A 12705-nucleotide genomic window follows, 5' to 3' on the forward strand; every position below is an offset into this window, starting at 1 on the left:
TCAGGAGTTGAAGGGGAAGCCCACCGGAGGCCTCCCCACCCTTGGGAGGGTGGATCATGTCGACGGACACACCGGGCTCGCAGTCGTCCCTGCACCGGGCGAACCTGGAGAGGGTGCTCCGCGCGGTGCGGATGGCCGGTTCGCTCACCCAGGCCGAGATCGCCCGCGGCACCGGCCTCTCCGCGGCGACCGTCTCCAACATCGTGCGGGAACTGAAGGAGAGCGGCACCGTCGTCGTCGCCGACACCTCCTCCGGCGGCCGTCGCGCCCGCAGCGTCTCGCTCAGCGGTGACGCGGGCATCGTGGTCGGCATCGACTTCGGCCACACCCACCTCCGGGTGGCCATCGGCAACCTCGCGCACCGGGTGCTGGCCGAGGAGAGCGCCCCGATCGACGTGGACGTCTCCGCCGCGCAGGGCTTCGACCGGGCCGAGGCGATGGTCGCGCGGCTGCTGGAGCAGGCCGGCTTCCGCCCGGAGAAGGTGATCGGCGTCGGCCTCGGCGTGCCCGGCCCGATCGACGTGGAGACCGGAGCGCTCGGCTCCACCGCGATCCTTCCGGGCTGGACGGGCGTCGCGCCGGGCCGGGAGCTGGCCGAGCGGCTCGGCATGCCGGTGCACGTGGACAACGACGCCAACCTCGGCGCGCTCGGCGAGCTGGTCTGGGGCGCCGGCCGCGGCCTGAGCGACCTCGCGTACATCAAGATCGCCAGCGGGGTGGGCGCCGGCCTGGTGGTCAACGGCCAGATCTACCGCGGCCCGGGCGGCACCGCCGGTGAGATCGGGCACATCACCCTGGACGAGGCCGGCCCGGTCTGCCGCTGCGGCAACCGCGGCTGCCTGGAGACCTTCGTCGGCTCCCGCTACCTGCTCTCCCTGCTCAGCTCCACCCACGGCCCGGACCTCACCCTGCCCCGGGTGGTCGAGCTGGCGCACCAGGGCGACCTCGGCTGCCGCCGGGTGATCGCCGACGCCGGCCGGCAGATCGGGACCGGCGTGGCCACCCTGTGCAACCTGCTCAACCCCCGCCGGGTGATCCTGGGCGGGGACCTCGCCGAGGCCGGTGAGCTGGTGCTCTCCCCGATCCGGGACTCGGTCGCCCGCTACGCCATCCCCAGCGCCGCCCGTCAGCTCTCGGTCGTCCCCGGCACCCTCGGCGGCCGGGCGGAGGTGCTCGGCGCGCTGGCCCTGGTGATGAGCGAGATGGGCGAGTCCGGCGCCCTCGGCCGTCACTGAGGCACCCCTGGGCCGCCACTGAGCACCCTTCGGCCACCGCCGGCAGGCGCCCCGGATCGAACTCGTATCCGTCAACACCGCATTGACCGACGCCCCCCGCCCGACCTCCCGAGATGGCGGTAACCGGTCGGTGGCACCGGGCGTGCCGCTCGGTGTCCGTCAAGCGGACATTAGACTCGACCGGTCGGCACCGGGCCGGGACCACCGGCCTGCCGTCGGACCGGGCAGCGAGGCCCGTCGGACCGTCCGCGGTCCGTGAACACTGAACGAGGAGGAACGGGTGGCCCTGCTGACCCGCATTCGGGGACCGCGCGATCTCGACCGGCTCACGCCCGGACAGCTGGCCGCACTGGCCCAGGAGATCCGGACCTTCCTGGTGACCGAGGTCTCCAAGACGGGCGGCCACCTCGGCCCCAACCTCGGCGTGGTGGAGCTCACCATCGCGCTGCACCGGGTGTTCGACTCGCCGCGCGACCGCATCCTCTTCGACACCGGCCACCAGAGCTACGTCCACAAGCTGCTCACCGGCCGCCAGGACTTCTCCGGGCTGCGGACGAAGGGCGGCCTGTCCGGCTACCCGTCCCGCGCCGAGTCCGAGCACGACGTGATCGAGAACTCGCACGCCTCCACCGTGCTCTCGTACGCCGACGGCCTGGCCAAGGCCAACCAGCTGCTGGGCAAGAACGACCCGGTCGTCGCGGTGATCGGCGACGGCGCGCTCACCGGCGGCATGGCCTGGGAGGCGATCAACAACATCGCCGACGCCAAGGACCGCCCGGTCGTCATCGTGGTCAACGACAACGAGCGCTCCTACTCGCCGACCATCGGCGGCATGGCCAACCACCTCGCCACCCTGCGCACCACCCAGGGCTACGAGCGCTTCCTGTCCTGGGGCAAGGACGCGGTCAAGCGCACCCCCGTGGTCGGCCAGCAGCTGTTCGAGACGCTGCACGGCGCCAAGAAGGGCCTCAAGGACTTCATCGCCCCGCAGGGCATGTTCGAGGACCTCGGCCTCAAGTACATCGGCCCGATCGACGGCCACGACCTGACCGCCCTGGAGTCCGCGCTGACCAAGGCGCGCGGCTTCGGCGGCCCGGTGATCGTGCACTGCCTCACCGAGAAGGGCCGCGGCTACCACGCCGCCGAGAACAACGACGAGGACCGCTTCCACGCGGTCGGCGTGATCCACCCGGAGACCGGCCTGCCGATCAAGAGCGCGGGCAAGGACTGGACCTCGGTCTTCGCCGAGGAGATGGTCGCGCTCGGCCGCGAGCGCGAGGACATCGTCGGCATCACCGCCGCCATGCTCCACCCGGTGGGCCTGGCCCCCTTCGCCAAGGCCTTCCCGGACCGCATCTTCGACGTCGGCATCGCCGAGCAGCACGCCGTCACCAGCGCGGCGGGCCTGGCCACCAACGGCCTGCACCCGGTGTTCGCGGTCTACGCGACCTTCCTCAACCGGGCCTTCGACCAGGTCCTGATGGACGTCGCCCTGCACAAGCTGGGCGTCACCTTCGTCCTCGACCGGGCCGGCGTCACGGGCAACGATGGCGCCTCCCACAACGGCATGTGGGACATGTCGATCCTCCAGGTCGTCCCGAGCCTGCGGCTGGCCGCCCCGCGCGACGCCGACCAGCTGCGCGCCCAGCTGCGCGAGGCCGTCGAGGTCGAGGACGCCCCCACCGTGGTCCGCTACTCCAAGGGCACGGTCGGCCCGGCCGTCCCCGCGGTCGGCCGGATCGGCGGCATGGACGTGCTGCGCGCCGCCGAGGAGCCGAGCGGGGCGCACCGCGCGGACGTGCTGATCGTCTCGGTCGGCGCGATGGCCCCCACCAGCCTGGAGGTCGCCGACCTGCTGGCCGCCCAGGGCATCAGCTCCACCGTGGTGGACCCGCGCTGGGTCAAGCCGGTCGACCCGGCCCTGCCGGGCCTGGCGGCCGAGCACCGGGTGGTCGTCACGATCGAGGACAACGGCCGGGTGGGCGGCGTCGGCGCGGCCGTCGCGCAGGCGCTGCGGGACGCGGACGTGGACCTGCCGCTGCGCGACTTCGGCATCCCGCAGGAGTTCCTGGACCACGCCAGCCGGAACGAGATCCTGGCCGAGATCGGCCTGAACGGTCCCGACATCGCCCGCAAGGTGACCGCGCTGGTCGCCGCGATGGACGCGGCGCCGGTCGAGGCCTGAGGGCGCCTTCCCGGCACCCTCCACGGGATCCGTCCCACCGGCGACCGACTGTCGTAACTCTGTAACAGTTCGTCGCGAAACAAGCTGACAATCGCACCGAAAGGCGGGACCGGCGCCACCCGCGCCGATCCCGCCGGGTAGGTTGTCACCCGTGCCGACCCCCACCCGCCCCAGCCCCGCCGGACTGGCCTCACGCCTGTCCGAGCGCGCCCGTACCCACCTGCGTCAGGGGTACTGGACCAGGCTGGTGCCGGTGCTCGCGCTGGTCGCGCTGGTCACCCACATCCCCTCCTTCGCCCGGCCCGTCTGGAGCCCGGACGAGGGCTTCCTGGCCACCCAGGCCCGGATGCTCGCCGACGGCGGGGTGCTGTACGACACCGTGGTCGACCGCAAGCCGCCACTGCTGCCCTGGCTCTACCAGGCCTGCTTCGCCGTCTTCGGCTCCGCCTCGCTCTGGCCGCTGCGCACCCTCGCGGTGGTGGCCCACCTGGTCACCGCGATCCTGCTGGCCTCGATCGCCCGCGGCCGCTGGGGCAACCGGGCCGGGGCCGGCGCCGGACTGCTCTACCTGCTGGTCTCCATCGGGCTCTCCCCGGAGGACACCCAGGCGGCGACCTTCGAGGTCTTCATGCTGCCCGCCATGGTGGCCGCCTTCCGGTACGCCGAGCGCCGCCGCTGGCTGGCCGCGGGCATCGCCGTGGCGCTCTGCTCGCTGACCAAGCAGACCGGCGGAGCCGTGATGCTGCCGGTGCTCTGGATGCTGCTCCAGGACACCCGCCGGCGAGGCGTGCGCTGGCCGCCCGCCCTGTTCAAGATCGGGTTCGGCTTCGCGGTCCCGATAGCGCTGGTCGCGGTCATCCTGACCAAGCCCAAGGGCTTCCTCTTCTGGGTGGTCACCGGCAGCGGCGACTACGCCTCCTTCGGCGGCGCCTGGCTCCAGATGCTCGGCCGCGCCCTCGGCAACCTGGGCATCCTGGCCGCGGCCGGGCTCGGCTTCCTGTACCCGGTCGGCCGGCGGCTCTGGTTCAAGTACCGCCACCGCCCGCTGCCGGTGGCCGGCGAGGAGCACGGCTCGACCACCGACCTGTGGGTCTGGCTGCTCTCCTCGGCCGTCGCGGTCAGCGTGGGCTTCCACTTCTTCGGCCACTACTACCTCCAGCTGATGCCCCCGCTGGTGCTGCTGGGCACCGGGGCGGTCGCCACCTCGGCGATCCGCTGGAAGCCCGTCCTGGCGTACACCACGGTCGCCGCCACCGTCTTCTGGGCCCTGGCCCTGGCCTGGCCGGGGGAGCAGATGAGCCGCAACACCGAGGTCGCCACCGCGGTCGCCGCCCAGACCACCCCCAAGGACACGATGCTGGTCTGGGGCATGCACCCCGAGCTGTACTGGCTGGCCGACCGCAAGCCCGCGAGCCGCTACCTGACCGCCGGCTTCCTCACCAACTACAGCGGCGGCAAGGACGGCAGCGCCAACGTCGGCGAGCAGTACAGCGTCAGCAACGCCTGGCAGACCTTCGACAAGGAGCTCGCCAACGGCCTGCCCGAGATCTTCGTGGACGACTCCGGCGTCGCTCCGTACCAGCCGGTGCTGGTCCCCCGGATCGAGAACCTGCTGGACACCCACTACGAGATGATCGGCGTCATCGGCGACACCGTCGTCTACCGCCTCAAGCACTGAGAGCGCCGGGAGCACGGGGAGCACGGGGAGCGCCGAGACCTCCGTACCGCTGCGCTACGCCTTACGCGGGCACCGAGGCCACACCGGGGGCGAGGAACTTCTTGCCGTTCACCCGCTCCGAGACGCCCTCACGGTCCAGGTACGGGGTGATCCCGCCCAGGTGGAAGGGCCAGCCGGCACCGGTGATCATGCAGAGGTCGATGTCCTGCGCCTCGGCGACGACACCCTCCTCCAGCATCAGGCCGATCTCCTGCGCCACGGCCTCCAGCGAGCGGCTGAGGACCTGCTCCTCGGTGAGCACCGAGTCGCCGAAGGACAGCAGCTCCAGCACCTCGGGGTCGAGGACCTGCTTGCCGTCCACCCAGGTGTAGAAGCCGCGCTTGCCGGCCTTGACCACCTTGCCGAGGTTCTCGGAGACGGTGAACCGCTCCGGGAACGCGCCGTGCAGGGTCTCCGAGACGTGCAGGGCGATGGCCGGGCCGACCAGCTCCAGCAGCACGATCGGGGACATCGGCAGGCCGAGCGGCTCGACGGCCTTCTCGACGCTGGCGATCGGGGTGCCCTCGTCGATGATGTTCTGGATCTCGCCCATGAAGCGGGTCAGGATCCGGTTCACCACGAACGCCGGGGCGTCCTTGACCAGCACCGAGGTCTTCTTCAGCTTCTTCGACACGGCGAAGGCGGTGGCCAGCGACGCGTCGTCGGTCTTCTCGCCGCGGACGATCTCCAGCAGCGGCAGGATCGCGACCGGGTTGAAGAAGTGGAAGCCGACGACCCGCTCGGGGTGCTTCAGCTTCGAGGCCATCTCGGTGACCGACAGCGAGGAGGTGTTGGTCGCCAGCACACAGGTCGGCGAGACCACGTTCTCCAGGTCCGCGAAGACGGTCTGCTTGACGCCCATCTCCTCGAACACGGCCTCGATCACGAAGTCCGCGTCGCCGAAGGCGGCGGCCTTGTCGAGCGAGCCGGTGACCAGGCCCTTGAGACGGTTGGCCTTGTCCTGGCCGATCCGGCCCTTGCCGAGCAGCTTGTCGATCTCGGCGTGGACGTAGCCGACACCCTTGTCGACGCGCTCCTGGTCGATGTCGGTGAGGACCACCGGCACCTCCAGACGGCGGGCGAACAGCAGCGCCAGCTGGGAGGCCATCAGCCCGGCGCCGACGACGCCGACCTTGCTCACCGGACGGGCCAGCGACTTGTCCGGCGCGCCGACCGGGCGCTTGGCCCGGCGCTGCACCAGGTTGAAGGCGTAGATGCCGCTGCGCAGCTCGCCGCTCATGATGAGGTCGGCCAGGGCCGCGTCCTCGGCGTCGAAGCCGGCCTGGAGGCTGGCCTTGTCGGCGAAGTCGGCGTCCTTGACGGCGGCGATGATGTCCAGCGCCTTGTAGGCGGCCGGAGCGGCGCCGTGCACCTTGGCGTCGGCGACCAGCCGGCCCCAGGCGACCGCGTCGTCCCAGGCCTTGCCGCGGTCGATCGCCTCGCGCTCGACGACCACGTCGCCCTTGACGACCTTGGCGGCCCACAGCAGCGACTGCTCCAGGAAGTCGGCCGGCTCGAAGATCGCGTCGGCGATCCCCAGCTCGAACACGTCCTTGCCCTTGAGCTGCTTGTTCTGGTTCATCGAGTTCTCGATGATGACCTTGACGGCCTTGCCGGCGCCGATCAGGTTCGGCAGGAGGGTGCAGCCGCCCCAGCCGGGGACGAGGCCCAGGAAGACCTCGGGCAGCGAGAAGGCCGGAACGCCCGCCGACACCGTGCGGTAGTCGCAGTGCAGGCCGACCTCGACGCCGCCGCCCATGGCCGCGCCGTTGTAGAAGGCGAAGGTCGGGACGGGCAGCGCGGCGATCCGCTTGAAGACCTCGTGGCCGCCCTTGCCGATGGCCAGCGCGTCCGCGTGCTGCTTGAGCAGCTCGACGCCCTTGAGGTCGGCGCCGACCGCGAAGATGAACGGCTTGCCGGTGATCGCGGCACCGACGATCGCGCCCTCGGCGGCCTCGGCCTCGACCTGGTCCAGCGCCTCGTTCAGCTTGAGCAGCGAGCCCGGGCCGAAGGTGGTCGGCTTGGTGTGGTCGAAGCCGTTGTCCAGGGTGATCAGGGCCAGCCGGCCGGCCTGCAGCGGCAGGTCCAGGTGACGGACGTGCGCGGTCGTGACGACCTCGCCCGGGAACAGCTCGGCGCCGTGCTGGAGCAGCTCAGTGGTGTTGGTCATCGTCACTTACCACCTTCGAAGTGCGGGTTCTCCCAGATGATCGTCCCGCCCATGCCGAAGCCGATGCACATCGTGGTGAGGCCGTAGCGGACGTCCGGGCGCTGCTCGAAGCGGCGGGCCAGCTGGTTCATCAGGCGCACGCCCGAGGAGGCCAGCGGGTGGCCGAAGGCGATCGCACCGCCGTACGGGTTGACCCGCTCGTCGTCGTCCGCGATGCCGTAGTGGTCGAGGAAGGACAGCACCTGGACGGCGAAGGCCTCGTTGATCTCGAAGGCCTGGATGTCGTCGATGGTCAGACCGGCCTTGGCCAGCGCCTTCTCGGTGGCGGGCACCGGGCCGATGCCCATGACCTCGGGCTCGACGCCGGCGAAGGCGTAGGAGACCAGGCGCATCTTGACCGGGAGGCCGAGCTCCTCGGCGACGTCCTCGGCGGCCAGCAGCGAGGCGGTGGCACCGTCGTTCAGACCGGCCGAGTTGCCCGCGGTGATGTTGCCGTGCGGGCGGAACGGGGTCTTGAGGTTGGCCAGCGACTCCATCGTGGTGCCCGGGCGCATCGGCTCGTCCACGGTGGCCAGGCCCCAGCCGGTCTCGCCGACCTCGGGGTTGGTGTTGCGGATCGAGATCGGCACCAGGTCGGGCTGGATGTCGCCGTTGGCGTAGGCCTTGGCGGCCTTCTCCTGCGAGCGCACGGCGTAGGCGTCGCAGCGCTCCTTGGTCAGGTGCGGGAACCGGTCGTGCAGGTTCTCCGCGGTCATGCCCATGAACAGGGCGGACTCGTCGACCAGCTTCTCGGAGACGAAGCGCGGGTTCGGGTCGACGCCCTCGCCCATCGGGTGGCGGCCCATGTGCTCGACACCGCCGGCCACGACCACGTCGTACGCGCCGAAGGCGATGCCGCCGGCGGTGGTGGTCACGGCGGTCAGCGCACCGGCGCACATGCGGTCGATCGCGTAGCCCGGGACGGACTTCGGCAGGCCGGACAGCAGGGCGGCGGTGCGCCCGATGGTCAGACCCTGGTCGCCGATCTGCGTGGTGGCCGCGATGGCGACCTCGTCGATGCGCTCGACGGGCAGGTTCGGGTTACGGCGCACGAGTTCCCGGATGCACTTGACGACGAGGTCGTCGGCGCGCGTCTCGTGGTAGATGCCCTTCGGGCCGGCCTTGCCGAACGGGGTGCGGACGCCATCGACGAAGACGACGTCCCTCGCGGTACGAGGCACGGGGGCTCTCCTCCCAGGGACCAACATTACGAGGTGGGCAGGCCGCCGCCGGCGAAGGCCGGGGCGGCGCCGCATCACCGTCATGCTACCGGTCGGTAACCAACCTGCCCAGGCCCCTCGGAGGGTTCGCGTGTGTCCCGCGCCACGTCCTCCGGCACCTCCCACCAGGAAGGCTCCCCGGATACGCCGAAGGGGACACCGTCCGTACGGACGACGTCCCCTTCTCGGCGTACCCTCCCGGGCGTTCCGCGCCCGGTCAGTCCTTGGCCGTGATCGCGGCGGCGAACGCCGTCGCCACCGCCGGCGACACCAGGTCGACCTGCCACTGCCGGGCACCGAGCCGGCGCAGCGCGGCGGCCACGCCCTCGGGGCTGAGCTCGATCGGCGGCTGCCAGGAGACCCGGCGCACCAGGTCGGGGGTGATCAGGTTCTCGGCCGGCAGGTGCAGGCGCTCGGCGAGCTCGCTGACGGCGGCGCGGGCACCGGAGAGCCGGGCGGCGGCCACCGGGTCCTTCTCGGCCCAGGCCCGCGGCGGCGGCGGTCCGTCGTGAGGGGCGGCGGCCGGCGGCAGCTGGTTCTCCGGGATCTCCCGGGCGCGCTGCACGGCGGCCAGCCACTGCTCCAGCTGGCGCCGGTGCACCCGCGGGCCGAAGCCCTGGACGGCCTGCAGCGCGGCGACGTTCAGCGGCATGGCCAGCGCGGCGTTGACGATCGCGGCGTCCGAGAGCACCCGTCCGGGGGAGACGTCGCGCTCCTGCGCCATCCGGTCGCGGGCCAGCCACAGCTCGCGCACCACGGCCAGCTGGCGGCGGCGGCGGACCTTGTGCAGCTGCGAGGTGCGCCGCCACGGGTCGGTGCGCGGGGCCGGGCGGGGCGCGGCGGCGATCGAGGCGAACTCCTCCAGGGCCCAGCCGAGCTTGCCCTGGGCGTCCAGCTCCTGTTCGAGTGCGTCGCGCAGCTCGACCAGCACCTCGACGTCCAGAGCCGCGTAGCGCAGCCAGGGCTCGGGCAGCGGGCGGGTGGACCAGTCGACCGCCGAGTGCTCCTTGGCCAGGCTCAGCCCGAGCACGTTCTCGGTCATCGGCCCCAGGCCCACCCGGGGGAAGCCGGCGATCCGTCCGGCCAGCTCGGTGTCGAACAGCTGCCGCGGTCTCATGCCCACCTCGGCCAGGCAGGGCAGGTCCTGGGTGGCCGCGTGCACCACCCATTCGGCGTCCTCGATGGCGGCGCCCAGCCCGCTGAGGTCGGGGCAGGCGATCGGGTCGATCAGGGCGGAGCCGGAACCCGCGCGGCGCAGCTGGATGAGGTAGGCGCGCTGCCCGTAGCGGTAGCCGGAGGCGCGCTCGGCGTCGACGGCGACCGGTCCGGTGCCCGAGGCGAAGGCGGCGACCACGGCGGCCAGCGCCTGCTCGTCCGCCACGACGGGCGGGATCCCCTCCTTCGGTTCAAGGAGCGGGACCGGGGCTGCTTCTTCTGGGATGGCTGCTACGGCGTCGGTCACCCACCAAGGGTACGACGGTCCTCGGAACCGGGAGTGTTGTCGGACTGGTCAGACCGTCGCCCGCCCGCTCGCCTCCGGGCGGGGGCTCGGGGCGTCCGGGGGCCGCCGGGCCAGTGAGAGAGCCTGCGGCGGCTCAGGAGGAAACGTTCCTCCTGAGCCGCCGCAGCGGTGGTGTCCGATCGGCTCAGTGGATGATGCCGGTGCGCAGTGCGACCGCGACCATCCCTGCGCGGTCGCCGGTGCCGAGCTTGCGGGCGATGCGGGCGAGGTGGCTCTTCACGGTGAGTGCCGACAGGCCCATCGCCACGCCGATCGCCTTGTTCGACTGGCCCTCGGCGACCAGCCGCAGCACCTCGACCTCGCGGCCTGACAGCTCGCGGTAGGCGGCCTGCTGGGGGCTCGGCGCACCGGGGGTTCCGGGGACGCCCGGGGCGCCGCCGGCACCCGGCATGCCCGGCATTCCGGGGCGGCGCATTCGACCGGCCAGCCCGGCGGCGCCGAGCGGCAGGCCGGGGCGGCCCGGCATCGCCACGTTGGTGCGGGTACCGGTGACCACGTAGCCCTTGACACCGCCGGCCAGCGCGCTGCGGACGGCGCCGATGTCGTCGGCGGCGGACAGGGCCAGGCCGTTGGGCCAGCCCGCGGCGCGGGTCTCGGCGAGGATGGTCAGCCCGGAGCCGTCGGGCAGGTGTACGTCGGCGACGCAGATGTCGCGCGGAGTGGAGACCCGGGGGCGGGCCTCGGCGATCGAGGACACCTCGATCACATCGCGGACGCCGAGCGCCCACAGGTGACGGGTGACGGTGTTTCGGACGCGGGGATCGGCGATGACCACCATGGCGGTGGGCTTGGTCGGCCGGTAGGCGACCACGTTTGCGGGGTGCTCAAGAAGGACCGACACCAGGCCTCCTGCGGGGAGTGGCGGACGGAACCCCGATGGGGGCGGTTCGGAGTGTTCCGCGTTCGGAAAGGGTCACAGTCTGCTTCGGCAGCAACCGCGCCCGGCTTTAGCGAAAGATCACGATCTAGTGAGTAACAATACGGACAAATCGCGCATATGAGTGATGCGACATGCCCGGAATTCGCACAAAATCGATCAGAACCTTCGCGGATTGGTCGTTTTCGGGCAGTTAATTGACACAGAGCGCGATCGAAGTCACACTCCGTCAGCCCTGGGGGTGGCGTTGCGGGCCGGGAGGTGCCGCCCGGCCCGGACGCCCCCCGTCAGTGCGACCGCGGGCGTCGCCGCGAGGGCATCGGAACCACCCCGCCGAGTGACGTCACCTCGGCCGGGCCCTGCGGGGTCGGCGCGGCCGGCGGCAGACCGGCGCTGATGCAGAGCAGGTCCCCCCAGGCCGCCAGGTGCCGCTCGAACCGGCCGTCGGCCGGCGTCCAGGAGGCCCGGATCTCGATCTCGGTGGAGGACGGGCGGTCCGCCAGGCCGCCGAAGTACTGCGAGGAGGCCCGGGTCACCGTGCCGGACGGCTCCGCGTACCCGGCGCCGTGCGCCTGCAGCGCGTCCAGCAGCCAGGCCCAGCCGACCTCGGAGAGCATCGGGTCGCCGGCCATCTCCGGCTCCAGCTCCGCCCGGGTCATGGTGACCACCCGGAACTCCCCGTTCCAGGCCTCCTGCCCGGCCGGGTCGTACAGCAGCACCAGCCGGCCGTCGGCCAGTTCCTCGCCGTCCACCTCCACGGTGGCGGTCAACGCGAACGCGTACGGGGCGAGCCGGCGCGGGGCCGGCGCGGGGGAGAGCTGGAGCTCGGGCCGAAGCCGTGCCCCGTCCAGGGCCTCCACGGCGGCCCGGAACTCGCTCGGCGCCCCCTCGCGACCCGTTCCGCCACCTGCTCCGCCACCCTGCGCGGGGTGCCCTCCGACCGCTGCCATGACCCGAAGACTAGGTCGAAAACCCGGGTTATCGCCGCAACTTCTCTCCGCGCGGCGTGCCGGAACGGCAAACCCGGCCAGATCTTGGAGGAACCGACGAGGCCGGTCGGGGGGTCCGAGCCGGGGCGCATGCGAAGATTTGACCCGTGAGCGAGACTACGGCAGACCCGACGGCGGCCCCCAGCGGCGGCCGACCCACCCCCGTGCGCCGCGGCGCCGCGCACGACTCCGCGTTCCTGCGCGCCTGCCGGCACGAGCCGGTGCCGCACACCCCGGTGTGGTTCATGCGCCAGGCGGGCCGCTCGCTGCCCGAGTACCTGAAGGTCCGCGAGGGCATCCCCATGCTGGAGTCCTGCATGCGGCCCGAGCTGGTCAAGGAGATCACCCTGCAGCCGGTGCGCCGGCACAAGGTGGACGCGGCGATCTTCTTCAGCGACATCGTGGTGCCGCTCAAGGCCGTCGGCATCGACGTGGACATCAAGGCCGGCGTCGGTCCGGTCATCGCCGATCCGATCCGGACCTTCGAGGACCTCGAGCGGCTGCGCCCGCTGGAGCCCGACGACGTCCCCTACATCACCGAGGCCGTCGGCCTGCTGGTGGACGAGCTCGGCGAGACCCCGCTGATCGGCTTCGCGGGTGCGCCGTACACCCTGGCCAGCTACCTGGTCGAGGGCGGGCCCTCCAAGAACCACGAGAACACCAAGGCCATGATGTACGGGCAGCCCGAGCTGTGGGCCGCCCTGGTGGACCGGCTCGCGGACATCACCTCGGCCTTCCTGAAGGTGCAGAT

General features: G+C 72.0%; 9 protein-coding genes. 4 read left to right on the forward strand and 5 right to left on the reverse strand.

The window, feature by feature from the left end; all coding sequences use genetic code 11:
- Positions 1-56 precede the first annotated feature (56 nt).
- The 3 genes from J0670_RS13955 to J0670_RS13965 all read left to right on the forward strand — a co-directional run bounded on the left by J0670_RS13955 (position 57) and on the right by J0670_RS13965 (position 5098).
- Positions 57-1235, forward strand: coding sequence for an ROK family transcriptional regulator (locus J0670_RS13955; RefSeq protein WP_207811865.1), 1179 nt, complete (start codon positions 57-59; stop codon positions 1233-1235).
- A gap of 280 nt (positions 1236-1515) precedes the next feature.
- The gene (dxs, locus tag J0670_RS13960; RefSeq protein WP_207811866.1) at positions 1516-3420 is read left to right on the forward strand and encodes a 1-deoxy-D-xylulose-5-phosphate synthase; all 1905 of its coding nucleotides are present in this window, start codon (positions 1516-1518) and stop codon (positions 3418-3420) included.
- Between the two features lie 151 nt (positions 3421-3571).
- Entirely contained in the window at positions 3572-5098 is a 1527-nt protein-coding gene (locus J0670_RS13965) for a glycosyltransferase family 39 protein (RefSeq protein WP_307806515.1), read from the forward strand.
- 61 nt (positions 5099-5159) lie between these two features.
- Here the strand turns inward: J0670_RS13965 and J0670_RS13970 are convergent, their stop codons facing one another.
- From J0670_RS13970 to J0670_RS13990, 5 genes are all read right to left on the reverse strand, one after another.
- The gene (locus tag J0670_RS13970) at positions 5160-7307 is read right to left on the reverse strand and encodes a 3-hydroxyacyl-CoA dehydrogenase NAD-binding domain-containing protein (protein ID WP_207811867.1); all 2148 of its coding nucleotides are present in this window, start codon (positions 7305-7307) and stop codon (positions 5160-5162) included.
- A gap of 2 nt (positions 7308-7309) precedes the next feature.
- Positions 7310-8527: an acetyl-CoA C-acyltransferase gene (locus tag J0670_RS13975; protein ID WP_207811868.1), complete on the reverse strand. Its 1218-nt coding sequence runs from the start codon at positions 8525-8527 to the stop codon at positions 7310-7312.
- Between the two features lie 256 nt (positions 8528-8783).
- Complete coding sequence (locus tag J0670_RS13980) at positions 8784-10028, reverse strand: ribonuclease D (RefSeq protein ID WP_207811869.1); 1245 nt, start codon at positions 10026-10028, stop codon at positions 8784-8786.
- Positions 10029-10212: 184 nt separating this feature from the next.
- On the reverse strand, positions 10213-10929 hold the full coding sequence (locus tag J0670_RS13985; protein WP_207811870.1) for a response regulator transcription factor: 717 nt from the start codon (positions 10927-10929) through the stop codon (positions 10213-10215).
- A 323-nt stretch (positions 10930-11252) separates the two neighbouring features.
- Positions 11253-11915: a DUF3000 domain-containing protein gene (locus tag J0670_RS13990; protein WP_207811871.1), complete on the reverse strand. Its 663-nt coding sequence runs from the start codon at positions 11913-11915 to the stop codon at positions 11253-11255.
- Between the two features lie 203 nt (positions 11916-12118).
- Here J0670_RS13990 and J0670_RS13995 point away from each other — a divergent pair.
- A partial coding sequence (locus tag J0670_RS13995; protein WP_307806516.1) for a uroporphyrinogen decarboxylase family protein occupies positions 12119-12705 on the forward strand: 587 nt, incomplete at its 3' end.

The sequence above is a fragment of the Streptomyces sp. FH025 genome (assembly GCF_017427025.1).
GTDB lineage: Bacteria > Actinomycetota > Actinomycetes > Streptomycetales > Streptomycetaceae > Kitasatospora.

Bases quoted from the DNA above. Each gene is read 5' to 3' on its own strand.
- J0670_RS13955 (WP_207811865.1), top strand. From the start codon at position 57: ATGTCGACGGACACACCGGGCTCGCAGTCGTCCCTGCACCGGGCGAAC.
- J0670_RS13970 (WP_207811867.1), bottom strand. From the start codon at position 7,307: ATGACCAACACCACTGAGCTGCTCCAGCACGGCGCCGAGCTGTTCCCG.
- J0670_RS13990 (WP_207811871.1), bottom strand. From the start codon at position 11,915: ATGGCAGCGGTCGGAGGGCACCCCGCGCAGGGTGGCGGAGCAGGTGGC.